At 65.8% G+C, this 25,075-nt stretch carries 20 protein-coding genes; 6 read left to right on the top strand and 14 right to left on the bottom strand.

Annotated elements, in window-relative coordinates; genetic code table 11:
- A partial coding sequence (gene kdgD / locus ACTJKQ_RS04540) for a 5-dehydro-4-deoxyglucarate dehydratase (protein ID WP_440596151.1) occupies positions 1 to 870 on the bottom strand: 870 nt, incomplete at its 3' end.
- A 49-nt stretch (positions 871 to 919) separates the two neighbouring features.
- Entirely contained in the window at positions 920 to 1,891 is a 972-nt protein-coding gene (locus tag ACTJKQ_RS04535) for a Bug family tripartite tricarboxylate transporter substrate binding protein (RefSeq protein WP_056062533.1), read from the bottom strand.
- A gap of 382 nt (positions 1,892 to 2,273) precedes the next feature.
- Between ACTJKQ_RS04535 and ACTJKQ_RS04530 the strand changes: the two genes are divergently transcribed.
- Both ACTJKQ_RS04530 and ACTJKQ_RS04525 read left to right on the top strand, forming a co-directional pair.
- Positions 2,274 to 3,371, top strand: a complete 1,098-nt coding sequence (locus tag ACTJKQ_RS04530; protein WP_440596150.1) for a lactonase family protein — start codon at positions 2,274 to 2,276, stop codon at positions 3,369 to 3,371.
- A gap of 101 nt (positions 3,372 to 3,472) precedes the next feature.
- Positions 3,473 to 4,465, top strand: coding sequence for a Bug family tripartite tricarboxylate transporter substrate binding protein (locus ACTJKQ_RS04525; RefSeq protein ID WP_056644750.1), 993 nt, complete (start codon positions 3,473 to 3,475; stop codon positions 4,463 to 4,465).
- A gap of 69 nt (positions 4,466 to 4,534) precedes the next feature.
- Here ACTJKQ_RS04525 and ACTJKQ_RS04520 read toward each other — a convergent pair whose 3' ends face one another.
- Positions 4,535 to 4,858: a helix-turn-helix domain-containing protein gene (locus ACTJKQ_RS04520; protein ID WP_108497760.1), complete on the bottom strand. Its 324-nt coding sequence runs from the start codon at positions 4,856 to 4,858 to the stop codon at positions 4,535 to 4,537.
- Between the two features lie 229 nt (positions 4,859 to 5,087).
- On the opposite strand from ACTJKQ_RS04520, the gene ACTJKQ_RS04515 reads away from it, so the two are divergent.
- Positions 5,088 to 7,124: a tetratricopeptide repeat protein gene (locus tag ACTJKQ_RS04515; protein WP_440596149.1), complete on the top strand. Its 2,037-nt coding sequence runs from the start codon at positions 5,088 to 5,090 to the stop codon at positions 7,122 to 7,124.
- 33 nt (positions 7,125 to 7,157) lie between these two features.
- On the opposite strand, the gene ACTJKQ_RS04510 is transcribed toward ACTJKQ_RS04515, so the two are convergent.
- The 11 genes from ACTJKQ_RS04510 to ACTJKQ_RS04460 all read right to left on the bottom strand — a co-directional run bounded on the left by ACTJKQ_RS04510 (position 7,158) and on the right by ACTJKQ_RS04460 (position 18,910).
- A complete protein-coding gene (locus ACTJKQ_RS04510) occupies positions 7,158 to 7,484 on the bottom strand; it encodes an EthD family reductase (RefSeq protein ID WP_436075232.1) in 327 nt (108 codons plus the stop codon).
- Between the two features lie 114 nt (positions 7,485 to 7,598).
- Positions 7,599 to 9,446: an ABC transporter ATP-binding protein gene (locus tag ACTJKQ_RS04505; RefSeq protein ID WP_440596148.1), complete on the bottom strand. Its 1,848-nt coding sequence runs from the start codon at positions 9,444 to 9,446 to the stop codon at positions 7,599 to 7,601.
- A gap of 77 nt (positions 9,447 to 9,523) precedes the next feature.
- Complete coding sequence (locus ACTJKQ_RS04500; RefSeq protein WP_440596147.1) at positions 9,524 to 9,991, bottom strand: CopD family protein; 468 nt, start codon at positions 9,989 to 9,991, stop codon at positions 9,524 to 9,526.
- 135 nt (positions 9,992 to 10,126) lie between these two features.
- A complete protein-coding gene (locus tag ACTJKQ_RS04495; RefSeq protein ID WP_440596146.1) occupies positions 10,127 to 10,366 on the bottom strand; it encodes a hypothetical protein in 240 nt (79 codons plus the stop codon).
- 102 nt (positions 10,367 to 10,468) lie between these two features.
- The gene (locus ACTJKQ_RS04490) at positions 10,469 to 11,836 is read right to left on the bottom strand and encodes a sensor domain-containing protein (RefSeq protein ID WP_121942976.1); all 1,368 of its coding nucleotides are present in this window, start codon (positions 11,834 to 11,836) and stop codon (positions 10,469 to 10,471) included.
- Positions 11,837 to 11,941: 105 nt separating this feature from the next.
- Positions 11,942 to 12,808, bottom strand: coding sequence for an isocitrate lyase/PEP mutase family protein (locus ACTJKQ_RS04485; protein ID WP_440596145.1), 867 nt, complete (start codon positions 12,806 to 12,808; stop codon positions 11,942 to 11,944).
- 80 nt (positions 12,809 to 12,888) lie between these two features.
- Positions 12,889 to 14,076 carry a 2-methylaconitate cis-trans isomerase PrpF gene (prpF, locus tag ACTJKQ_RS04480; RefSeq protein ID WP_440596144.1) on the bottom strand — a complete coding sequence of 396 codons (1,188 nt, stop codon included), beginning with the start codon at positions 14,074 to 14,076 and terminating at the stop codon, positions 12,889 to 12,891.
- 51 nt (positions 14,077 to 14,127) lie between these two features.
- The gene (locus tag ACTJKQ_RS04475) at positions 14,128 to 14,685 is read right to left on the bottom strand and encodes a hypothetical protein (protein WP_440596143.1); all 558 of its coding nucleotides are present in this window, start codon (positions 14,683 to 14,685) and stop codon (positions 14,128 to 14,130) included.
- A complete protein-coding gene (acnD, locus tag ACTJKQ_RS04470; RefSeq protein WP_440596159.1) occupies positions 14,657 to 17,326 on the bottom strand; it encodes a Fe/S-dependent 2-methylisocitrate dehydratase AcnD in 2,670 nt (889 codons plus the stop codon). Before acnD ends, ACTJKQ_RS04475 begins: the two co-directional genes overlap by 29 nt.
- A gap of 34 nt (positions 17,327 to 17,360) precedes the next feature.
- Complete coding sequence (gene prpC, locus ACTJKQ_RS04465) at positions 17,361 to 18,518, bottom strand: bifunctional 2-methylcitrate synthase/citrate synthase (protein ID WP_440596142.1); 1,158 nt, start codon at positions 18,516 to 18,518, stop codon at positions 17,361 to 17,363.
- Complete coding sequence (locus tag ACTJKQ_RS04460; protein ID WP_056745058.1) at positions 18,515 to 18,910, bottom strand: acyl-CoA thioesterase; 396 nt, start codon at positions 18,908 to 18,910, stop codon at positions 18,515 to 18,517. The genes prpC and ACTJKQ_RS04460 overlap by 4 nt, the downstream gene beginning before the upstream one ends.
- Before the next feature lie 134 nt (positions 18,911 to 19,044).
- Between ACTJKQ_RS04460 and ACTJKQ_RS04455 the strand changes: the two genes are divergently transcribed.
- The 3 genes from ACTJKQ_RS04455 (at position 19,045) to ACTJKQ_RS04445 (ending at position 25,068) form a co-directional block, all read left to right on the top strand.
- Complete coding sequence (locus ACTJKQ_RS04455) at positions 19,045 to 20,496, top strand: short-chain fatty acyl-CoA regulator family protein (protein ID WP_440596141.1); 1,452 nt, start codon at positions 19,045 to 19,047, stop codon at positions 20,494 to 20,496.
- A 271-nt stretch (positions 20,497 to 20,767) separates the two neighbouring features.
- Complete coding sequence (locus ACTJKQ_RS04450; RefSeq protein WP_440596140.1) at positions 20,768 to 23,863, top strand: bifunctional diguanylate cyclase/phosphodiesterase; 3,096 nt, start codon at positions 20,768 to 20,770, stop codon at positions 23,861 to 23,863.
- Between the two features lie 140 nt (positions 23,864 to 24,003).
- Positions 24,004 to 25,068, top strand: a complete 1,065-nt coding sequence (locus ACTJKQ_RS04445) for a GGDEF domain-containing protein (protein WP_108499451.1) — start codon at positions 24,004 to 24,006, stop codon at positions 25,066 to 25,068.
- The last annotated feature ends 7 nt before the right edge of the window (positions 25,069 to 25,075 follow it).

Here is a 25,075-nt window from a genome sequence, read left to right as displayed (position 1 = left end):
CATCTCATGGGGCTTGAGGTCCGTCAGCGGCGCCCGCACCGGCCCGCCGTCATGGCCCACGATGCGCGCCCCCGCCTTGATGATCGACACGCCATAGCCCTCCACCCGGTTGCGGATGGCCAGGTACGGCATGAAGAACGACTTGAGCAGCCGGTGCTGCGTGGCCGTGTCATCGCTGGCCACCGCCTGGTAGAACTCCATCGCCGTCTTGGGGATGAAGTTGAACACCGCCGACGAATACACCGGGGTGCCCAGCGCCTTGTAGGCAGCGGCATACACCTCCGCCGTGGGCAGACCGCCCAGGTACGAGAAGCGGTCCCCCATCTTCATGTAGATGGAAGACATGGTCTCGATGTTGCCCACACCGTCCTTGAACCCCACCAGGTTCGGACAACGCTCGGCCAGGATGGCCAGGGACTCGGCCGTCAGCTTGGTGCGGTCGCGGTTGTAGACGATCACACCGAACTTCACGCTCTTGCAGACCTGCTCCACATGGGCGATCAGGCCTTCCTGGCCAGCTTCGGTCAGGTAATGCGGCAACAGCAGGATGCCATGGGCGCCCAGGCGCTCGGCCTCCTGGGCATGGGCAATGGCCGTGCGGGTGGGGCCACCGGCCCCGGCAATGATCGGCACCTTGCCCCGGCAGGTATCCACGGCCGTCTTGATGACCTCGCTGTATTCGGGGCCCGAGAGCGAGAAGTACTCACCCGTGCCACCGGCGGCAAACAGGGCGCTGGCGCCGTAGGGGGCGAGCCACTCCAGGCGCTCGATGTAGGTCTTGGGGCGGAAGTTGCCCTGCTCGTCGAAGTCGGTGATGGGGAACGAGAGCAGGCCGGAGCCCATGATGGTTTTGAGTTCTTGCGGGGTCATGGTCATTGCAGCGGGAGAGGATGGTGAATGAAACGGGTGTCTGTGGCGCTCAGTCGAGCTTGATGTTGGCGGCCTTCACCACGCTGGCCCAGCGCGCGCGTTCTTTGGCGAAGAACTGGTCCTGTTCGGTGGAGGTCATGGTCACCACTTCGGCGCCCTGGCCGGCCAGGCGCGAGCGGATCTCGGGTGCGCGGATGGCAGTGATGAGCGCCTTGTTGAGCTTTTGCACGACCGCATCGGGTGTGCCGCGTGGCAGCAGCACGCCTTGCCAGGTGCCCGACTCGTAGCCGGCCACACCTTGCTCGGCAATCGTGGGCACGTCACCGATCAGCGGCATGCGGGTGGACTTGGAAACGCCCAGCACCTTGAGCTTGCCGTTTTGTACCTGGGGCAGGGTGGCCAGCATGCCGTTCATCAGCACCTGGGTCTGGCCCGCCACGGTGTCCTGAATCGCGGTGACGCCGCCCTTGTAGGGGATGTACTGCCAGCGTGCGCCGCTAGCGCGCTCCAGCGCCACGCCGGCAAGGTGGGGAGCGCTGCCGGTGGCCGTCACGGCAAAGTTCAGCTCGTTCTTCTTGGAGTAGGCGATCAGCTCCTTGAGGTTGTTGACCGGCACCGAGGGGTGCACCACCAGCAGGTGGGGTGAGTAGGCCAGCATGGTCACACCGCGCAGGTCTTTGGAGGGGTCGAAAGACAGCTTGGTGTAGACCGAGGGGCTGATCGCCAGCGCGCCCACATCACACAGCAGCATGGTGTAGCCATCGGGCTCGGCTTTGGCCACAAAGTCGGCACCCAGGTTGCCATTGGCGCCGGGCTTGTTCTCGACGATCACGCTCTGCTTGAGCGATTCGGACAGCGCCTGGCTGATCGAGCGCGCAATGATGTCCGAGCTGCCGCCTGGTGGGTAGGGCACCACGATGCGCAGTGTCTTGGCAGGCCATTCAGCGGTCTGGGCCGTGGCAGAAGCTGCCGCCAGAGCGGCAGTGCAGGCCAGAAGAATTGCGCGACGTTGCAGGCTCATGGAATGTCTCCGTGTGTTTGTGTTGTTAGTCATCGTACAACTAGATCGAAAAATATGCAATCCATGCCGGTGTCATTCAGTGCATGTTTAGGGGAATTTCAGGGTTTGTACTGAGATTTCTGGCCCAAAAAAATCCAGAGATTGTTGACTGGCGGGTGCTTCAAGGTTGTGCTTGACCTCGGGTAATCCCTTTCTCCGTCAGCGCTAAAGATGGGTCAGAATGCACTACTTGTTGTATGACGACATATCACAATCACACGATGCTGCAGCAATGGAACGCCCTGCGAATGGCGTCTCCGGGCGCAGCAGAACCACCACAGCCTCACTGGCGGGCGCGCTTCAGAGTCGCAGTCCAGCCGAAGGCACTACCAGGGGACCGAGCATGACCATCCCATTTCGTATCCATCACCGCGTCGCGCCCGTGATGCTGGCCGCTGCAACCGCGCTGGGCGTACAGGCGGTACAGGCAGCCACCTGGGTGTACGTGGCCAATGCAGACAGCCAGGATGTGTCGGTGCTGGAGCTGGACCGCGCCGCCGGGACGCTCAAGACCGTGGACACCACGGCACTGGGCGGCGCTGCCATGCCCATGGCCGTCAGCCCGGACAAGCGCGTGCTCTACGTGGCATTGCGCTCACAGCCGTTTCGGGTGGTCAGCCTGGCCATTGACCCAGTGAGCGGCAAGCTGCGCAAGCTGGGCGAGGCGCCGTTGGCCGACAGCATGGCCAATATCGACACCGACGCCACCGGGCGCTGGCTGTTCGCAGCCTCCTACCCCGGACACAAGATCACGGTCAACAGCATTGGCAAGGACGGTGTCGTGGGAGCGGTGCAGCAGCTCATCCCCACTGCGCCCAACGCGCACGCCATCCACGCGGACGCAGCCAACCGCTATGTCTTTGCTACCAGCCTGGGTGGCGACCACCTCTCGGCCTGGAAGTTTGATGCAGAGACCGGCAAGCTCACCGCCCACGAGCCCGCGCTGACCCCCGTGGCGCCCGAAAAGTCCGGCCCCCGCCACTTTGTCTGGAGCGGCGACCAGCGCCACCTGTATCTGCTGGACGAACTGGATGCAGCCGTGCATGTGATGGCCTACGACAAGGAGCGTGGCACGCTGCGCCCGCTGCAGCGCACCACGGCGTTGCCCGCAGGTTTTGCGGGCAAGCCCTGGGCCGCCGACATTCACCTATCGCCCGATGGCCGCACGCTGTATGCGTCGGAGCGCACGTCCAGCACGCTGAGCGCATTTCGCGTCGATGTCGCCACCGGGCAGCTGCAGCCCCTGGGGCATGTGCCCACCGAAAAGACGCCGCGCGGTTTTGCAGTGGACGCGTCTGGCCGCTTCCTGATCGCTGCTGGACAGGAGTCGCACCACGTCGCACTGCACCCCATTGACCCCGCGACAGGCCTTCCCGGTGCGCCCACCCGCGTTCCGGTGGGCAAGAACCCCAACTGGATCGAGATCGTCGATATGCCCTGAGCGGGTAAGGGCGTGCGTTCACAGGCTGCACCGACAACACGGCCTCCGCATGCGCCCTCGCTCCTTGCCCCCTTTTTTCATTGCCCCTAGGAGACAAACACATGCAACGCAGAACCCTGGTCCAATCCGCAGCGCTGGCAGCTGCAGGCGCGCTGATGGCGCTGCCCGCCATGGCCCAGACCACCTGGCCCACCGGCAAGGCCATCAGCTACGTGGTGCCCTTTGCCGCCGGTGGCACCACCGACACCCTGGCCCGTCTGATCGGCCAGCAACTCGGCACAGCCCTGGGCACGACGGTGGTGGTGGAGAACAAGGGCGGTGCGGCAGGCAGCATCGGCTCGGAGGCTGCCGCGCGCTCGGCCCCGGATGGCTTCACGCTGCTGGGTGGCACGGTCAGCTCGCATGCCATCAACATCAGCCTGTACCCCAAGCTGGGCTACGACCCCATCAAGTCGTTCAGCCCCGTCACGCTGATCGGCACCAACCCGGTGGTGCTGGTGGTGTCGGCCAACAGCCCTTATAAAACCCTGAAAGACGTGCTGACGGCCGCCAAGGGCAAGCAGGGCGGCCTGTCGTCTGCGTCCGCCGGGACGGGCAGCTCACAGCATCTGGCGGTGGAACTGCTGGCCTACAAGTCGGGCGTGAAGTTTACGCACATCCCCTACAAGGGCAGCGGCCCCGCCATCCAGGACGTGATCAGCGGCCAGGTGGACATGATGTTCGATACCACCGTGGTCGCTGCCCCCCACATCCAGAGCGGCAAGCTGCGCGCCATTGCCGTCACGTCGCCCAAGCGCCTGGCCTCCATGCCCGACGTGCCCACGGTGGCGGAGTCCGGCGTGGCCGAACTCAAGGACTTTGAGGTGCAGTCCTGGCAGGCGATTTTTGTGCCGGCGGGCACGCCCACCCCGGTGGTGAGCCGCCTGCACGACGAGATCCGCAAGATCCTCGCCCAGCCCGACATGCAGACCCGCCTCAAAGGTTTTGGCATGGAGCCTGCCGACATGAGCGTGGCCCAGATCGCCACGTTCCAGAAGGCCGAAGTGGACAAATGGGCGCAGGTCATCAAGGCGGCCAATATCAAGGTGGACTGATCGCCCGGCCGATCCTGTTTTCTTCCTGTAGAGACTTGGCGGAACTGCCTTTGGGCCGTTCCGCCTTTTTTATTGCGGGTTGGGCGCTGGCGCGCTCGCGGGGGCGTCCGTCGATGGCGAGCGATGTGCGAGCACGAGATCTGGATGCTGCCCGGTGAGCAACAAAAACATCGCAAACACCGGCCCCTGCATGTTGCGCTCGTCGGTCATGCTCTCCAGCGCCTGCCAGGTGCGCGATTGCACGCCGCCCCGGCTGCCGGTCTGCAGCGGGTAGCCCATGAGTTCGGCGGCTTGCGCCTGGCTGAGCCCGGCCGCAACGCGCGCGGCCTTGAGCTGCTCGCCATTGGGCACAGGCATGGCGAGGGCCATGGCAGAAAGGGGTGGTGTGGACATGATTTGCTATAAAAAAAAGAGCTAATTGGGCATGAATTACGGGCGCTACAGCCCATTTTTACCCAAAAAGCGGGAGAGTTATCCGGCTGTGGTGCTGGCACATCACTGGACAAAACAGAGAAGTGCCTGCGATGCAGGCGAGCGGGGTGCGCTTCTAGAATTCGCTCGCAATTGACGAACGTCAACACCCACAACAAGCCGCATCCGAGCGGCATCTGAGGAGGGATTCGTGAGCTACACCATCCAGATCTGGGAAAAGCCCGCCGATTGGCCGTGGCCCACGACCAAGGCCGAGGCGGACGCGCAGTACGAGCGCGTGGAGGCAGGCCCCCAGGTGCCGATGAACCCCAAGTACGCAGCGTGGGCCCAGGCCGTCGAGCCGCGCTTTCCCGGGTTCTGGGACATCTACTTGGGCGGCCCAGACATCACCGATCCGACCTTTGGCGTGGGCATCAACACCCGCTTTCCGGACTGGGGGCCTCCGTTTGACGATGGCTGGGAGCAGGCGGCCCGCCTGGGCCTGAACCTGTATGACCCGCAAAGCGGCGTGCACTACCTGGCCAACGGCGATGCCCCGGAAGAGCCCGATCTGCAGGTGCGCCACGCAGCACGGGCGCCGCAGGCGGGCGATGACGCCAGGGCCTGGGCCGAGTACCGGCGCTGGGCCGCGCGGGGTAACCCGCATGCGCTGTACGCGCTGGGCCGGGCCTTGCGATTTGGGACCATGGGCCAGCGCAGGCATTTCGATCTGGCGGCTGCCCTGCAGCTCATGGGTGCGCACGATGCAGAGACCCGCAAGGACGCCCAAGCCTTCTACGAGCGCTTTCTGGACAAGGCCAAGGCCCGCATCCAGGCCCTGATGGTCCGGCTGAAGGCCGCCCCGGGCGAGCCACTGCTGCAGATCGTGGACGAAGAGCGCAAGGCGGTGGATGACACCGTGGCCCGCAGCGAGCAACTGGCTTTGTACTCGCGCAAGCGCATCGAAGCGGCAGACGCACTCGAGCCCGCAGCGGCCCAGGGCCACGAGGTGGCCGCGTTTCTGCAGGCGCTGGAGACCGTGATCGGCTGGGAGCAGCCCAACTACGAGAACGCACGCTCCTGGTGCCAGCGCGCGGCGGACTGGGACCATGAACCTGCCAAACGCCTTTTGGCCGTGATGTTCGAGCGCGGCTGGGGTGGACCGGCGGACGCGCAGCAAGCCGCCAAGTGGAACGCCGCTGCGCAAGAGCAGCGGCAGCGGGCGCAGCAAAAGAAACAGGCCCAGGAAGCCTCTGAATCGCCCGGCGGCCTCAGCCTGGCGCCCATGGCTGCGGATTCGTCCGCACCAGGTGCCGCAGCACCCCTGGTGTGGACTGGCAACCCCCTGCGCGACCTGCCGGGCTGGTACGCCCGCGAGGGCGATCCGCACGCCGCGTTCCACCTGGGCACCAGCGACGAGCATGGCCGCTATGGCGGCCCCGTGAACCTGGCCCAGGCCCGCGCCTGGTATGCCCAGGCGGCCGAGGCAGGCCACGCCGACGCCACCTACAACCTGGGCACCTTCATCGAAAGCGGCAAGGGCGGCCCCAAAGATGCCCTGGTGGCCAAGGCGTTGTTCATGCTGGCCAACACGCGGGGTACCACCATGCAGGTGGCCGACCTGCGCATCAAGCCGCAAGAGCAGGGGCCCGTGCGGGCGCTGGTGATGGCACTGCGCGAGCCGGGGCGGCTGCGTGCCGTGCTGCAAGAGCGGGGACTCGCACCGAACCTGCCGGCGCCGGTTGGGGCGGCCATCGGGGCGGCGGGTATCGCGGCAGCGGCCGGCCTGTCCGCAGGCGAATGGGGGCGGGGTGATGGCGCCCCGCCGTCGCCAGGTACAGCCAGGCCGCCAGAGCCACAGATTCCGCGTTCGCAGGCGCCCAGCCCATCGCGCAGCCGCACAGGCCCGACGCATCGCAGCGAAGAGGGCGACGAGGGCGATGCCCATGAAGATGCCCGCTATGGACGCTCCACCTCCACGTTTGCATGGCACCTGGGCCATGCGGCGCTGGGCATTGGTGTGGCCAACGGGGCATTGCTGATGGCTTTCTTCAAACCCGGAGCCAGCTTCCGCATGGGCATGCTGGTTCTGGGCCTGATCGCCGCGTTGGGCGCGTGGCGCACGGCGCGCGACTTTGACTGGTCGCCCCTGGCGCGTGCCGTGGTGGCGGTGCTGGCCGCCATCCCCTTGCTGGGCATGGGCGTGTGCCTGGGCCTGCTGTTCAAGGCCTTGCGTGAACGTGGGTAGGGGTGGGTCGCCCACCGCAAACCCACGAGGCCGTCAGGCGGTTACAGGGTGCTCCAACGCCTGCGCAAAGTATGACTCGGGCTGGATGTTGGTGTAGTTGGGAATGTCGGCCGACAGTTCGGCCATCGTCGCTTTGGCGGCCGTCTGGGCCTGCTTCAGGTCGCTGAAAAATGCGTTGGTCAGCGCCACGATCTGGCCCGGGCGCGGCTCGCCAGGGTAGAGAACACGGTCGCTCTCCAGCCGCACCAGGCCCAGCGGCTGCAATGCTGCGCGGGCGATGCGCATGTGCTCGGAGTGGTAGTAGTCGTGGTTGAAGGTGGCGCCTTCACGCCAGCGGTAAACGGCGGTGACTTTGATCATCGGTGCGATTCCATCCGGTGGTTGAAACCCACCACCGTAGGGGCAACACACCCGCCGCACAGCCGCGTGCGCGACAGCGTGTCGCCCAGGCGGCTCGTATCCGTCCTCGCCGATTCAGTCTTCTTCCGATTCGCCCAGGAACCCGCCGCTCTGGTGGCCCCACAGCCGGGCATACACGCCGCCCTGGCCCAGCAGCTGGGCGTGTGTGCCTTCTTCCACAATGCGGCCCGCGTCCATCACGATGAGGCGGTCCATGGCGGCAATGGTGGACAGGCGGTGGGCAATGGCGATCACCGTCTTGCCCTGCATCAAGCCGTCCAGGCTTTGCTGGATGGCCGCTTCCACCTCGGAGTCGAGCGCGCTGGTGGCTTCGTCCAGCAGCAGGATGGGCGCGTCTTTCAGCATCACGCGTGCAATGGCCACACGCTGGCGCTGGCCACCCGAGAGCTTGACGCCGCGTTCGCCCACATGGGCGTCGTAGCCGGTGCGGCCCTGCAGGTCGGTGAGTGTGGCGATGAAGTCTGCGGCCTCTGCACGCGCGGCCGCCTGGTGCAGGTCGGCCTCGCTGGCATCGGGGCGGCCGTACAGGATGTTGTCGCGCATGGAGCGGTGCAGCAGCGAGGTGTCCTGCGTGACCATGCCGATGTGGCGGCGCAGGCTGTCCTGGGTGACTTGGGCAATGTCCTGCCCATCGATGAGAATGCGGCCCGACTGCACATCGTGAAAGCGCAGCAGCAGGTTGACCAGCGTGGACTTGCCCGCGCCCGAGCGGCCAATCAGGCCGATCTTCTCGCCGGGGCGGATGGTGAGGTTGAGGCGGTCGATGACCGGACGGGCATCGGGGCCGCTGCCGTAGGCAAAGCTCATGTCCTCAAAGCGTACCTCGCCCTGGGTCACGACCAGGGGCTTGGCGTCGGGGGCATCGATCACGGCACGCGGTCGGGTCAGCGTGTTGATGCCGTCCTGAATGGTGCCCACGCTTTCAAACAGGGTGGTCATCTCCCACATCACCCAGTGCGCGTGGCCCGATACGCGCAGCGTCATCGCGGTGACAGCCGCCACGGCACCCGCCCCCACCTCGCCGGCCGACCATAGCCACAGGGCCGTGCCGCACGCGCCGAGAATCATGGCCACCACCAGCAGCTGGTTGACGATCTCGAACAGGCTCACCAGGCGCATCTGCGCATAGCCGGTCAGCTTGAACGCGTCCATGGCGGCACGGGCGAATTCGGATTCGCGCCGCGTGTGCGAGAACAGCTTGACGGTGGCAATGTTGGTGTATGCGTCGGTGATGCGCCCGGTCATCACCGAGCGCGCGTCGGCCTGTGCCTTGCCCACCTGGCCCAGGCGCGGCACAAAGTACCAGCAGGCCAGGCCATAGGCCCCCATCCACGCGGCAAACGGCAGCAGCAGCCGCGCGTCAAACCCGGCCAGCAGCACAAGGATGGTCACCAGGTAGATGCCCATGCCAATCACCACGTCGGTGGTCGTGAAGATCATGTCGCGCACGGCCAGCGCGGTCTGCATGATCTTGGTGGTGATGCGGCCCGCAAACTCGTCGGCGTAGAACGCCATGCTCTGGCCCAGCATCAGCCGGTGAAAGTTCCAGCGCAGCCGCAGCGGAAAGTTGATGGCCAGCACCTGGTGCTTGATGCTGGTCTGCAAGGCGACCAGCACCACCGATACCAGCAGCAGCGCAGTGATGCCGATCAGCGCCGCTTTGCGTTCGGCCCATAGCGTGCCCGGAGACGCGGACGTGGAGATCCAGTCCACCACCACGCCCAACACGGCAAACAGCAGGGCTTCGTAAATGGCAATGGCTGCGGACAAACCTGCCATGGCGGCCACGTAGCCACGCAGGCCACGGGTGCCGTCCCACACAAAAGCCAAAAAGGCCTTGGGAGGCAAGTGCGGCTCTGCAGCGGGGTAGGGGGGAAGCCGGCTTTCGAAGAAACGGAACAACGTCAAAACTCCTGGGGCCACGCGGTGCGTGCTGCCGCGCGGGGCAGCAGCCTGCGGGCCCATCCAATCAATAGACCCTAGACCAGCAGCGTGACCACGACGATCACCACACCCAGCGCCAGGTTCACGCCCACCCAGCTGCGGATGCTGCCCAGGGCCTTGGCGCCGCTGGGCCAGTCCGACGCTGCCACGGCACGCTGCAGGCGCCGGAACAACGCAAAGCGGATATGGCCGAAGATGGCCATCATCACCAGGCCCAGCGTGGCCATGATGGTCCAGTCCAGTGGCATGGAGAACACACCGCCCGTCTGAACGGCCTGCTTGGCCGCGCGGCCGATCATCCACAGGCCGCTGCCCAGCACCAGCACCACGGCGGCAGTGACTGCCACAAAGAAGCGCTGCAGCACGTCATGCATCAGCCGCACGCGCTGCGGGGGCTCCAGTGCCTGCGCGGCAGGCCGCAGAAAAAAATGGGCGAACACCATGCCCCCCACCCACACGATGATGGACAGGACATGGACAAGCTTCAAGGCGTTGTAGAGCATGGGTGCGTGGCGCTGGGCGCCGAGTGTGGTGAAGTGACCCAGGGGTGGGTCAGAGCAGCCGGCCGGGGGGTTGCGAATGCCAGGCCGCATTGTGCGGTGATATGCCTGCGGCGGTGAACCTCGACCCAAGAACCCCTATGTGCCTGCGTGGCCATGTGGCTTGCGCAAGAGTGCCTTGGCCAGGCGCCACATTGCGGGCAGCAGCAGGGCCGTGACCATGGGCACCCACACGGCCAGATAGCACCAGCTGGCCGGCCCGCTGTGGCCCACGCTTTCAATGCCTGTCGTGCGCTCCACCCATGACCACACCGGATAGAGCATCAGCGTGACGGCAAGGGCCACCGGCAAGGCCGCCACAGCCAGACCCAACCGCACCACGCACTGCAGTACAAGCGGCTTGGTCCCTTTGTATGCCCCCACAGAAGTCGCCTCAGAGCCAGGGACGGACGTGTGCAAGACGGGCTGGCATCACGGACATCAGGAATGCAGGGGCGCCAGCGCCACCCGCACCTGGTTGCCGCCGTTGCGCTTGGACAGGTACATGGCTTCGTCGGCGTGGCCCAGCAGGCGGTGCTCTTCGCCACCATGCTCGGGGTAGATGGCCACGCCAATGCTGGGCTGGATGTACAGACGCTGGCCTTCGAGGTCGAAATCCTGACCAAAGGCCGCGAGTATCTTGTCGGCCACCGCACAGGCGTGCTCGCGGGCCTGGCCGCCTTCGAGCAGCACCACAAATTCATCTCCGCCCAGCCGCGCCACCGTGTCGGATGCGCGCACGCATTCGAGCAGCCGCTGCGCTACCCGCTGCAGCAGCAGATCGCCCATGGCATGGCCCAGGGTGTCGTTCACTTCCTTGAACCGGTCGAGGTCAATGAACAGCAGAGACAGCAGCGTCTGGTCGCGCCGCGCGCGGGCCAGGGCGGTCTTGAGCCGGTCCAGAAACAGCTGGCGGTTGGGCAGGTGCGTGAGCTGGTCGTACTGCGCCATATGTTCAAGGCGCTCATACATCTGCTTGCGTTCAATGGCGGCCGCTACCTGGGTGGAGACGAACTGCAGCAGCTCCTTGTCCTTGTCGGTGTAGCGGCCTTGTTCGGTGTAGCTTTGCAGCACCAGTGCTCCCAGGGGGCCACGCTGCGTCTGCAAGGGCACACCCAGCCAATACAGCGGCGCCTGCGTGGCATGCGCTGCAGCGCGCCAGTGCGTGGCCTTTGCTACCGACGAGTCCGGCGTGAGCAGCAAGGTGGCACCGCCACGGATCACCTCCGCATAGCGCGGGTCCTCGGCCAGCGCCATGGGTTCGGGCGCGGGCAGGTGCTCGTTGACGTGGTACGGAAAGCTCAGCTGGTCATCGTGCGGGTTGTACAGGGCCACCGCAAAATTGGTGGCGGGCAACAGGCCGCCCACGATCTGGTGAATGTGCTGGAACAGGGCCTGCAGGTTGTGTGTGGTGTGCGCGGCTTCGGAGATGGCGTAGATCACCGCCTGCATCGACTCGGTGGCCTTGCGCGCGGTGATGTCGTGGGCCACGGCCAGCCGCACCTGCTTGTCGGGCAGCCAGCGGGCCGTCCAGCGGATGTGGGCGATGGAGCCATCCTTGCGCACGTAGCGGTTTTCAAACTGCAGCTGCAGCTCGCCCTGCGTCACGTTGTGGGCCTGCCGTTGGGTGGCGGGCAGGTCGTCGGGGTGCACCATGTCCAGCATGCGCTTGCCGACCACTTCGTCGGGGGTGTACCCAAAGATGCGCTCGAACGCTGAACTGACAAACACAATCGAGCTGTCTCCCCGCACGATGCAGACGGCGTCGAGCAACAGGTCCACCAGGTTCAACGAAGAAATGCTTTGCATGGTGCAGCGCGCACGGTGTGCTGGAAAGACCCATTGTGCCCGGCACCGGTGGCTTGTGCGGCCTTGAAGGCAAAAACGCGACGGGTTCTTGCCCCGAGGGTGACACTAAGGCCTGGCGTACTTCGCTTGCAGCGTATCCCAGTCAGCTTTGCGCACCAGCCGCTGGCGCTCTGCAAACGGCGCGACCAGTGCGGGGTCTTCGTCAATGCGCTGCGCGTCGCGCAGCACGGTCAAGGCCTTTTGCATGCCAGCCACCGCGCCCTGCAGCGCTGCGTTGGCGTACAGCACCAGGCCATAGCCCAAGCCGGCGAGTTCTTCGGCGCTGGTGATGGGGGTCTTGCCTCCGATCACCATGTTCATCAACTGTGGCGCCGCCAGCCGCTGGGGCAGGGCGCGGATCTCTTCCAGCGTGGTGACGGCCTCCACAAACAGGATGTCTGCGCCCGCCTCCTGATAGCGCTGGGCGCGCTCCACGGCAGCCTCGAAGCCCTGGGTGGCGCAGGCGTCGGTGCGGGCCAGGATGAGGGTGCCTGCGTCGCGGCGCGCATCCACGGCGGCTTTGATCTTGCCCAGCATCTCGTCGGTACTGATCACGTCCTTGCCGTTGAAATGCCCGCAGCGCTTGGGGCTGACCTGGTCTTCGAGCTGGATGCAGTCGGCCCCCGCGCGCTCCAGCACACGCACCGCATGGTAGGTGTTGAGGGCGTTGCCAAACCCCGTGTCGGCATCCACGATGAGCGGCAGTTCCACCGCGTCGCGGATGCGGGCGGTGTGATCGGCAATGTCGGTCAGGCCCATGAAGGCCTGGTCGGGCAGGCCAAACCACATGTTGGTCACGCCAGCGCCGGTGACGTAGAGGGCTTCAAAGCCCAGGTCGGCCACCACGCGGGCGGAGAGGGCGTTGAAAGCGCCGGGCACGATGACGCCTCGGCGAGCCTGGGCCAGGGCTTTGAGTTGTTGTCTGGTGTTCATGGTTGGAGTGGTGAATTGGGTTGCTATATTTTTGATAGCTATTGGCGAATGATTCACTAGCGCATCAAGCCATTTTTGCTTCAAAAGATGTCGCCCGGCACCCGCACCCAGCCTTCCATCAGAATGCGGGCGCTGCGGCTCAACAGGGCCTTGGTCACCTTCCACTGGCCGTTGATCTGCGCTGCTTCGGCCCCCACGCGCAGGGTGCCCGAGGGGTGGCCAAACCGCACGCTGCTGCGCACGCCACCGCCCGCTGCCAAGTTGACCAGCGTGCCGGGGATGGCTGCGGCCGTGCCAATGGCCACGGCCGCCGTGCCCATCATGGCGTGGTGCAGCTGGCCCATGGAGAGCGCGCGCACCAGCAGGTCGATGTCCTTGGCGTCAATGGCTTTGCCGCTGGAGGCCGTGTAGCTGGCGGGCGGCGCGACGAAGGCGATCTTGGGGGTGTGCTGGCGGGTGGCGGCTTCGCCCAAGTTCTGGATCAGGCCCATGCGCAGGGCTCCGTGGGCGCGGATGGCTTCAAAGCGTGCAAGCGCCACCTTGTCCTCGTTGAGGTCGCCTTGCAGTTCGGTGCCTGCGTAGCCAGTGTCCTGGGCATTCAGGAAGATGGTAGGGATGCCCGCATGGATCAGCGTGGCGGCAAAACTGCCTACGCCGGGAACCTCCAGCGTATCCACCACGTTGCCGGTCGGGAACATCGATCCGCCCGCGTCTCCTTCATCGGCAGGGTCCAGGAACTCCAGCGCCACCTCGGCGGCAGCAAAGGTCACGCCGTCCAGCTCAAAGTCGCCCGTCTCCTGCACCTGCCCATGGGTGATCGGCACGTGCGCCACGATGGTCTTGCCAATGTTGGCCTGCCAAATCCGCACGGTGAGGTTGCCATTCAGCGGAATGCGTGCGGCATCGATCAGCCCCATGTGGATGGCGCACGGCCCCACGGCGGCCGAGAGGTTGCCGCAATTGCCGCTCCAGTCCACGAAGGGCTGGTCGATGGACACCTGGCCAAACAGATAGTCCACGTCATGCCCCGGCCGCGTGCTGCGGCTCAGGATCACGGCCTTGCTGGTGCTCGACGAGGCATTGCCCATTCCGTCGATCTGCTTGCCATACGGGTCCGGGCTGCCCAGCACGCGCAGCAGCAAGGCGTCGCGGGCGGGGCCGGGTTGTTGGGCGGGGGCGGGCAAGTCCTGCAGTTGGAAGAACACGCCTTTGCTGGTGCCGCCACGCAGGTAGGTGGCCGGGACTCGAATTTGAGGAGATGGAAACATTGGGGGAAAGAAGGAGCAGGCCGGTGCAGCCGGATGGTGGGTGACGGCGGTTCAAAACAGCCGCAGTTGTGTGTTGGAAGGATCTGGCGGTACGGGCTGCAATGGCCAACGGCCAATGGTTTCGTAGCTGTAGCTTTTGCCGTTGCCGCCCACGACCAGCAGAAGTTCATCGAGGGTCCAGGCAATCGAGTCCATCCGGGTGGGGCCCAGGCGGGTTGTCGCCCAGTAGCTGATCGTGCTGTGTGGTGTGTGGCCCGTTTCCGTTGCCAGTCCTTCTTCGTACAACGCTTGTCGGACGGCAACAAGCAAAGCATCGAAGCAGTGCGGCCTTCCACGAGCCCTAAAGGCCCAGTGGATTGTGTTTTTGCCCTGTTCTTTGTGCACCCCGTCGCGGATCCGGTTGAGCACCAATGTGCAGGCCTGCGCCTTCACGCGTGCGCCCGCGCGCAGCATTTTCTGGCGCACCTCCGGGGTGTCTCCATAGCGGTCTGACAGGGTCTGGTGCCAGTTGTCCTGGGGGGACAGGGTGCTGCTGTCCAGCCCATTGCGTGCAACGGTCCTCCACATCGCTGCGGCCACTTCAGGCGGTGGCTTGGCCACGAAGATCAATCGGGGGCCTTTCATGGCCTGTGCCTCGCTCCGCATGGCTGGTCGCCAGGAAGTCCTGCGCAAAGCGCTGCAGGACGCCACCGGCTTCGTAGATGGAAACCTCTTCGGCCGTATCCAGGCGGCAAGTCACAGGTACTTTGGCGCATCCCACATTTTGACGGCGGATGACCAGCGTGAGGCAGGCGCCTGGCGCGCGGTGGCCTTCCACGTCGTAGGTCTCCGTCCCATCCAGCCCCAGCGTGATGCGGTTGACCCCCGCCTCAAACTCCAGCGGCAACACCCCCATGCCAATCAGGTTGGTGCGGTGGATGCGCTCGAACCCCTCGGCCACCACCACCTCCACACCCGCCAGCCGGACGCCCTTGGCGGCCCAGTCGCGGCTCGACCCCTGGCCGTAGTCGGCGCCAGCAATGATGATGAGCGGCTGGCGGCGGTTCAGGTACGTTTCCATGGCCTCCCACATGCGCATGACCTGGCCTTCGGGCTCCACGCGGGCGAGCGATCCCTTTTTCACCTGGCCATCCACCACGGCCATCTCGTTGACGAGCTGCGGGTTGGCAAACGTGGCGCGCATGGCGGTGAGGTGGTCGCCCCGGTGCGTGGCGTAGGAGTTGAAGTCCTCCTCGGGCAGGCCCATGTGGGCCAGGTATTCGCCCGCAGCGCTGTCCCGCAGGATGGCGTTGGATGGCGAGAGGTGGTCGGTGGTGATGTTGTCGGGCAGGAGGGCCAGCGGACGCATGCCTTTCAACGTGCGCGGGTGGGCGGCCAGCGCGCCGATGCCCTCGGTGTCCCAGTAGGGCGGGCGGCGGATGTAGGTGGACTGTGGACGCCAGTCGTACTGGGGCGACACGCGGGGGTCTTTGTCATGCCGCAGGGCGAACATGGGTTCGTACACAGCGCGGTATTGCGCGGGCTTCACGGCAGTTTTCACCACAGCGTCGATTTCTGCGTCGCTGGGCCACAGGTCTTTGAGGCGAATCGCCTGGCCGTCCACCACCGCCAGCACGTCCTTTTCGATGTCAAAACGCACCGTGCCCGCAATCGCATAGGCCACGACCAGCGGGGGCGAGGCCAGAAACGCCTGCTTGGCATAGGGGTGGATGCGCCCGTCGAAATTGCGGTTGCCCGAGAGCACGGCGGTGGCGTACAGGTCGCGGTCAATGATCTCCTGCTGGATGGCAGGGTCGAGCGCACCCGACATGCCGTTGCACGTGGTGCAGGCAAAGGCCACGATGCCAAAGCCGAGCTTTTCCAGGTCGGCCAGCAAACCCGCTTCCTTCAGATACAGCTCCACCGCCTTGGAGCCGGGCGCGAGCGAGGTCTTGACCCAGGGCTTGCGCGTGAGGCCCAGCCGGTTGGCGTTGCGCGCCAGCAGCGCGGCGGCGATCACGTTGCGCGGGTTGGACGTGTTGGTGCAGCTGGTGATGGCGGCGATGACTACCGCGCCATCGGGCATCGTGCCGTCCTGTGATGCGGGCATGGCCCAGGTGCCCGCGATGCCTTGGGCGGCCAGGTCGGACGTGGCCACGCGCGCATGCGGGTTGGAGGGGCCGGCCAGGTTGCGGACCACGCTCGACAGGTCGAACACCAGGTTGCGCGCATAGACAGCGTCCTGGAGGGTGTCGGACCACAATCCCGCTGCCTTGGCATAGGCCTCGACCAGCTTCACTTGTTCCGCCTCGCGGCCCGTCAGCGTCAAATATTCCAGCGTCTGTTCGTCGATGCTGAACAGGGCCGCCGTGGCGCCGTATTCGGGCGCCATGTTGGAGATGGTGGCGCGGTCACCAACCGTGAGCTTGGCTGCGCCTTCGCCAAAGAACTCCAGGTAGGCGCCGACCACCCTGGCCTTGCGCAAAAACTCGGTGAGCGCCAGCACCACGTCAGTGGCGGTGATGCCGTCCTGGCGATGGCCGGTAAGCTCCACGCCCACGATTTCGGGCAGCCGCATCATCGATGCGCGCCCCAACATCACGTTCTCGGCCTCCAGTCCGCCCACGCCGATGGCGATCACGCCCAGGGCATCCACATGGGGGGTGTGGCTGTCGGTGCCCACGCAGGTATCGGGGTAGGCCACGCCCCGGTCGGCATGGACCACGGGTGACATCTTTTCCAGATTGATCTGGTGCATGATCCCGTTCCCCGCGGGGATCACATCCACGTTGGCAAAGGCCTTTTTGGTCCACTCGATGAAGTGAAAGCGGTCTTCGTTGCGGCGGTCTTCGATGGCGCGGTTCTTGGCGAAGGCATCGGGGTCGAACCCGCCACACTCCACGGCCAGCGAGTGGTCCACGATGAGCTGCACTGACACCACGGGGTTCACCTGGGCCGGGTCGCCGCCCTCTTTGGCAATCGCGTCGCGCAGGCCCGCCAGGTCCACCAGGGCTGTCTGACCCAGGATGTCGTGGCACACCACGCGCGCCGGGTACCAGGGGAAGTCGCGGTCGCTGCGGCGCTCGACGAGCTGGCGCAGGCAGTTGTTGACGGTGGCCGGATCGGCGCGGCGCACGATGTTTTCGGCAAACACGCGGGCGGTGTAGGGCAGGGTGGCCCAGGCGGCGGGTTGCAGGGCGTTGACGGCCTCGCTGGCGTCGAAGTAGTCCAGCTGCGTGCCGGGCAGTTGCTTGCGGTACAGGGTGTTCATGGCCATGGGGCTGGGTACTGGGTCGTCTTGATTTTTATTTGCGGTCCTGGATTGGTACGAACGCCAGGTCTTCCGGCCCGGTGTAGTTCGCACTCGGCCGGATGATCTTGTTGTCCTGCCGCTGCTCGATGATGTGCGCCGCCCAGCCGCTGGTGCGTGCGATGACGAACAGCGGAGTGAACATGGCGGTGGGCACGCCCATCATGTGGTAGCTCACGGCGCTGAACCAGTCGAGGTTGGGGAACATCTTTTTCACCTCCCACATCACGGTCTCCAGCCGCTCGGCAATGTCATACATCTTGGTGCTGCCAGCCTCTTGCGACAAGTTGTGCGCAACGCCTTTGATGACCACATTGCGCGGGTCGCTCACGGTGTAGACCGGGTGGCCGAATCCGATCACCACTTCCTTGGCCTCCACGCGGCGGCGGATGTCGGCCTCGGCTTCGTCCGGGCTGTCGTAGCGTTTCTGGATCTCGAAAGCCACCTCGTTGGCACCACCATGCTTGGGTCCGCGCAGCGCGCCGATGGCGCCGGTGATGGCCGAATACATGTCGCTGCCCGTGCCGGCCACCACGCGGGCGGTGAAGGTGCTGGCGTTGAACTCGTGCTCGGCATAGAGGTTGAGCGAGGTGTGCATCGCACGCTCCCAGGCGGCGCTGGGTTGGGTGCCGTGCAGCAGGTGCAAGAAGTGCGCGCCGATGGAGTCGTCATCCGTCTCCACCTCGATGCGGCGGCCCGAGCTGGCCCAGTGGTACCAGTACAGCAGCATGGAGCCCAGCGACGCCATCAACCGGTCGGCAATGTCGCGCGCGCCCGGCAGGTTGTGGTCGTCCTTTTCGGGCAGGGCACAGCCCAGGGCAGAGACGCCCGTGCGCATCACGTCCATGGGGTGGCTGGCGGCGGGCAGTTGCTCCAGCGCCTGCTTCACACTCATCGGCAGGCCGCGCAGGGCCTTGAGCTTGGACTTGTAGGCGCGCAGTTCGGCGCGCGTGGGCAGCTTGCCGTGTACCAGCAGGTGGGCGATTTCTTCGAATTCGCAGACCTCGGCAATGTCGAGGATGTCGTAGCCCCGGTAGTGCAGGTCGTTGCCCGTGCGGCCTACGGTGCACAGGGCGGTGTTGCCCGCCGTCACGCCTGAGAGCGCGACGGACTTCTTGGGCTTGAAGCCCGGGGTTTCAACGGTGGCAGTCATGCGGTCTCCTGGTTTACATATGTGTTGGTGATGGCAGCGGGGCGGCCTTTGCCATCCACCGCCACCATTTCAAAAATCCCCTTCAGCACTTCGTCCTGGGGCGAACCCAGCGTGGCGGCCAGACCGGTCACGCACACGGTGAGCGAGCTGCGACCGACACGGGTGACCCAGGCGCGCAGCGTGAGCACATGGCCCACGGGCACGGGGGCCAGAAAACGCACGTCGGTCACGCCCGCCATCACCACATCGCGCTGTGCGGCGCCGCGCGCTGCCAGAAACGCCGCCTTGGCCATGAGCTGCAGGGCGTTGCCTCCGAACAGCGTGCCGTAGTGGTTGGCTTCTGCGGGGAAGACGATTTCCGTCAGTTCGACGGTGCCAGTGGGGGTTGTCATGCTTCGCAATTTACGCACAATGGCATCCCGCTATAAGCCCTGAATTGGCGAATGATTGCGAACGAAAACCCGTCGATTTGCGAATATTGCGAATGACGATCGGGGTGCGGCCAAAGAGCAGCGAGAAAGATGGAATGAAAAAAACCTTCATGGGTGTGCGCCTGCGCCGCCTGCGCGAAGAGCGCGGCATGACCCAGATTGCGTTGGCGCGGGCGCTGGACCTGTCGGCCAGTTACCTGAACCAGCTGGAGCAAAACCAGCGCCCGCTCACCGTGCCTGTGCTGCTCAAGATCAACGCGGTGTTCGGCGTGGATGTGCAGCGCTTCTCAGACGACGATGAGGCGCGCCTCATCACGGGCCTGCGCGAGGTGTTGGCCGACTTGCCTGCCGGGGTGGGCGGGGAGGGCGCGGGCGACGCCGTGTCTCTGGCAGAGATCCGCGAGCTGGCCGCAGGCATGCCCGCTGTGGCGCGCACGCTGCTGGCGTTGCACCAGCGGCACCGTCAGGCGCTAGAGCGCCTGGCCGCCCTGGGCAATGACCGGGACGGCGAGGGCACTGTGGCCCACCATCCGCCCATGGCTTATGAAGAAGTGCGCGACTTCTTTTTTGCACGCCAGAACCACATTGCCGAGCTGGACGATGCTGCCGAACGCTGTGCCGCTGAATGGGGCATGCTGCCCGGCCGGGCCGATGAGGCGCTGGCCCGACGCCTGCTCGTGGCCCACGGGGTGCGCGTGGTGGATGTGGCCGACCTGCCTGGCCAGGCGCAGCGCGTGTTCCAGGCCGAGGCCGGGCTGCTGCAGCTGGCGGCGGGCCTGGAGCGAGGGCAGCGGGCGTTTCAGATGGCGACGCAGCTGGCGTTTCTGGAGCAGGGCGCCGAGCTGCAACGTCTGGCCGCTGGCGCCGGGCTGTCTAGCGACCAGGCCCGGGCGCTGGCGCGCATCGGTCTGGCCAACTACTTTGCGGGGGCGCTGGTGCTGCCCTACACGGCCTTTTTGCAGGCGGCCGAAGCGGCGCACTACGACATCGACCGGCTCGGCCAGCAGTTTGGTGTGGGCTTCGAGACCGTGTGCCATCGCTTGTCCACGCTGCAGCGGCCCAGTGCGCGCGGCGTGCCGTTCTTCTTCATCCGCGTGGACCGCGCGGGCAACATCAGCAAGCGGCAGTCGGCCACACACTTTCACTTCAGCAAGATCGGCGGCACGTGCCCGCTGTGGAATGTGTACGAGGCCTTCGCACAGCCAGGCCGCATCGTGCCGCAGGTGGCGCGCATGCCCGATGGCCGCGCCTACCTGTGGGTGGCGCGTGTGGTATCGCGCAGCGGCGGCGGCTGGGGCGTGCCCGGCAAGGAGTTCTCCGTAGCCCTGGGTTGTGACATCCGCCACGCGCCGCAGCTGGTGTATTCACGCGGGCTGGACCTGGCCAACCCCGAGGCCGCCGTGCCGATTGGCATGGGCTGCAAGGTGTGCGAGCGCGATGCCTGTCCGCAACGCGCGTTTCCGCCCATCGGGCGGGCGTTGGATGTGAATGAAAACCACAGCCGTTTCGCGCCGTACCCCGTGGCGCCAGGGGCGGTTGTCGGGTAAACCCGTGGGCGTTCTGGTGGCGAAATATGCTCATCATTTCATAGCTTGTGAGGTAAGTCGCTGTGGCGCTAGAGGCACTTTTTTCTTAAATTTTTCGCCGTAACCAAATGTTGGCTCCACAGTGGCTGGATTGCCGCTATCCTGCGCAATTTGCATGGTGTCTGGTCGGCTCCCCGGCCAGCAAAGCAAAGGCACGTCTCTGACTTCTTCCACGTCTTCCCCGCTGGCTGCCCTGGCACCCCCAAGCCGCTATCGGCATTGGGTGGCGGGCATGGGTGTGGCCGTTCTGGGGTTGGTGGTGAGCCTGTGGCTGGCGCAACACCAGGCCGCGTCGATGGCGCAGATCGAAGAAGCGCGCTTCACCCAGGAGACGCGGGCGTTTGCCGAGGCGCTGAGCCAGCGCATTGCCGGTCACACCGAGGTGGTCAACGGCCTGCGGGGTCTGTTCACGGCCAACCCCCGCTTGTCGCGCCTGGACTTTGAACGGGCCGCCAGCGAGATGGAGGTGGGCCAGCGCTACCCCGGTGTTCGCAACCTGTCTTTCACGCGCTGGGTGCCTGGGCGTGAGCGCGAGGCCTACGAGGCCAGGGTGAGGGCGGACACTTCGTTGTCACCCGACGGCTTGCCCCAGTTCAAGATCCACCCACCCGGCGAGCGTGCCGAGTACTTCGTGGCCGAGTATCTCTGGCCCATGTTCGGCAATGAAGGGGTGCTGGGCCTGGATATCAGTGCCCAGCCCGCCAACCTGGCCGCCATGCGCTACAGCCGCGACAGCGGGCAGACCGTGGTGTCTGCCCCGTTCGATCTGCTTCAGGAGACAACACATCGCGCAGGCATCGTCATCCGCGTGCCGGTGTTCGACCCCACCGCCGGCACGGCCGAGCAGCGTTTTGTGGGAGCGGTGGCGTCCACCCTGCGGGTCTATGACCTGGTGCAGGGGCTGGGCAGCCAGGGGTTTCTGAACGGCATCGCTGTCGCCATGGCGGATCTCGGACCGGTGCGCCCGGATTCGGGCGATGCCATGGTGCGCCCCCTGCTGGAGCAGACGGCCCCGGGCCTGCCCGGTGTGCGGCCCCTGGTGCGTGAGCTGGGGGTGCATGACCGGCGCTGGCAGCTGACCTTCTACCCGACCCGGTCGTTCCTGACGGCGTCGGAAACGCGCTTGCCGTGGCTGGCCGGGCTGGCGGCCGCGGTGGTGTCGTTGTTGCTGGCTTCCGTCGTGGCCCTGCTGGTGCGCCAGCGCACCCTGGCGCTGGTGCGCGCCCAGCTGTCCGACGATGCCCGGCGCGAGAGTGAGGAGCGGTTCCGTGCGCTCTTCAACCAGGCCACCGTGGGTGTCGCACAGGTGGACTCGGCCACGGGCCAGTTTGTGCGCGTCAACCAGCGCTACGCCGACATCCTGGGGTACAGCCCGGAGGAAATGGTGGGCATGACCTTTCAGAGCCTCACTCACCCCGATGACCTGGCAGCGGACATGGCGCAAGTGAGGCGGCTGCAGAGCGGTGATGTGCCCGAGTACCGGCTGGAAAAACGCTACATCCACAAGGACGGGCACGAGGTCTGGGGCGACCTGACCGTGTCGTCGATGTGGGCGTCAGGCTCCGCGCCCGGCCACCACATTGCCGTGGTGCAGGACATCACTGCGCGCAAGCGCATGGAAGAAAACCTGCGGGCCAATGAACAACGCCTGCGCAGCATTCTGGAGCGCCTGCCCATGGGCCTGTGCCTGGTGCAGGACGATGGGCTCATCAGCTTTCGCAACCAGCGGTATGTCCAGATCTGCGGCTACACGCAGGAGGAGGTGCCCGACACCGACACCTGGTGGCAGCGCGCCTACCCCGACGCTGCGGAGCGCGATGCGATCCGCCAGAGGCTGCTGGACACCAGGCACCTGGGCGTGATCCCGCTGGCCGAGTACACGATCCGCTGTGCGGATGGCAAGTACAAGCCGGTGGAGATTTCCGGCATTTTTGTCGAGGGGGGGCGCCTGATCACCATGCAGGACTTGAGCGAGCGCAAAGCCGCCGAGGAAGAGATCAACCAGCTGGCCTACTACGACCCGCTCACCCGCCTGCCCAACCGCCGCCTGCTGATGGACCGGCTGCAGCAGGCGCTGGCCACCAGCGCGCGCCACCAGCGCAGTGGTGCACTGTTGATGTTGGACCTGGACAACTTCAAGACGGTGAATGAAACCCGGGGCCACGACCGGGGCGATGCCTTGCTGTTGCAGGTGGCGCACCGTTTGCGCGGCTGCGTGCATGAAGACGACACCGTGGCCCGACAGGGCGGCGACGAATTTGTGGTGGTGCTGGAAGACCTGGGCGACAGCCCCGAGGACGCCGCTGCACGCGCCGAGGACGTAGGTCAGCGTATCCTGGGTGTGCTGCGCGAGCCTTACCAGATCGACGGCGCTGCGCACCACAGCTCGCTGAGCATGGGCGTCACCATCTACAGTGGCACGCGCGAGACCGTGGATGAGCTGCTCAAGCGTGCCGACCTGGCGCTGTACCAGGCCAAGAACGCGGGGCGTGACACCTTGCGCTTTTATGACCCCCAGATGCAGGCTGCGGTCAGCGCCCGCGCCACGCTGGAGCTGGACATGCGGGTGGGCCTGGCCCAGGGCCAGTTCGAGCTGTACTACCAACCCCAGATCGACCACGGCCGCATTACCGGGGCCGAGGCGTTGCTGCGCTGGCGGCACCCGCGCGATGGATTCATCTCGCCCGCGCATTTCATCCCGCTGGCCGAAGAAACCGGCCTGATCCTGCCGCTCGGCGAGTGGGTGCTGCAGGCAGCCTGTCGGCGGCTGGCCGCATGGGCCCAGCAGCCCGACCTTGCCTTATTGAGCCTGGCCGTGAACGTGAGCCCACGGCAGTTCCACCAAAGCGGTTTTGTTGCCCAGGTGCTCGCGGCGCTGGCGGGTGCGGGGGCCGACGGCCACCAGCTCAAGCTGGAGATGACCGAAGGCCTGCTGCTGCAAGACGTGGAAGACACCATCGACAAAATGGGCCAGCTCAAGGGCTACGGCGTGGGCTTTTCGCTGGACGACTTTGGCACGGGCTATTCGTCGCTGAGCTACCTCAAGCGCTTGCCGCTGGACCAGCTCAAGATCGACCAGAGCTTTGTGCGCGACGTGCTGACCGACCCCAATGACGCGGCGATTGCGCGCACGGTGGTGGCGCTGGGCACCAGCCTGGGCCTGCGCGTGATTGCGGAGGGCGTGGAGACCGAGGCGCAGCGCGAGTTTCTGGAGCGCCACCACTGCCACGCCTGGCAGGGCTACCTGCTCAGCCCCCCCGTGGCAGTGGCGGAGTTTGAGGCGCTGGTGCGCCGAACCAATGGCGCCCTGGACGGGCGCCTTGGATGACGCGGGGCCTGCGGCGTGCGGCGGGCGCAGGGTGGCGTGCGTTGCGCGGGGTGCAGGTGGCAAACCGCAGCGTGAAACCCTTTGCAACCGCAGTCTGGCTGCGCCACCTATGATGCAGGCGCTCCACCGCTGCCGCCTTCATGTTCTTCAAAAAGCCTTCGCCGCCCGCACCCTCGCCATTGACGCAGGGCTTTGACGCGCAGCGCGAACGCTCGGTGATTGCCGAGATGCTGCTCAAGCGCTCGGCCAAGCTGATCCTGGGGCGCAGCGAGCTGGAGATCATTCGCGGGGTATGCCAGGCCATTGTGGATGTCTCCAGCCACATCCGCCTGGCCTGGACCTGGTTCGGTCCGACCGACACGCACACCATCCGCCCGCAGGTGTTTGCAGGCCCAGCGGCGGCATATGCCGAATCGCTGAACATCGAACGCAACCTGCTCACCCGCATTGGCCCTGCCTTCACCACGCTGGACGGTAAGTCTGCAGGCCCTTTCACGGTGTCGCAGTTTTCGCCGTTTGGGCCCTGGCGCGACGCAGCCCGCCACCACGACATCCACCACGTGCTGGCCTTGCCCATCGCCTCCACCTTCAACGGCTACAGCGGGATCTTTGTGCTGTATGCCGACCGTGATGGCTACTTTGATGAAGTCGGTGTCAGCCTGTTTGCAGGGCTGGCCGAGCTGTTCGGCTCCCTCATGACCGTGGCCGCCGAACGCCAGGAGTTGCAGCGCGCCGCCTACCACGATGCGCTCACCGGGCTGCTCAACCGCCATGCGGTGGACCTGATCGACCGGCGCGTGTACCGCGCCTCGCTGTTTGAGCCCGTCTCGTCCATCCTGTTGATGGACCTGGACCGGTTCAAGAGCATCAATGACCGTTTTGGCCACGACGCGGGCGACAAGGCCCTGCAGGCGGTGGCCCGGGTGCTGACCGACACCTTGCGGCGTGGCGACGAGATCATTCGCTGGGGCGGCGAGGAGTTTCTGGTCTGCCTGCCGCAGACCGCGCTGCCCGACGCGCTGAAGGTGGCCGAGAAACTGCGCCGCGCGGTGGAGAGCATTACCGATCCCGAGCAGCTCACCGTGTCGATTGGCGCGTGCGAAATCTCTGCACTGCAGCACCTGCCCCAGGCGGTGGCCCGCGCAGACGAAGCCCTGTTCCAGGCCAAGTCGGGTGGGCGTAACCAGGTGTGTGTGCTGCATTGACGTTGCT

Origin of the sequence: Acidovorax sp. 22279, assembly GCF_052045435.1 — a bacterium.
GTDB classification, from domain to species: Bacteria; Pseudomonadota; Gammaproteobacteria; order Burkholderiales; family Burkholderiaceae_C; genus Acidovorax; species Acidovorax delafieldii.
This window is presented reverse-complemented; position numbering and strand designations above follow the sequence as displayed.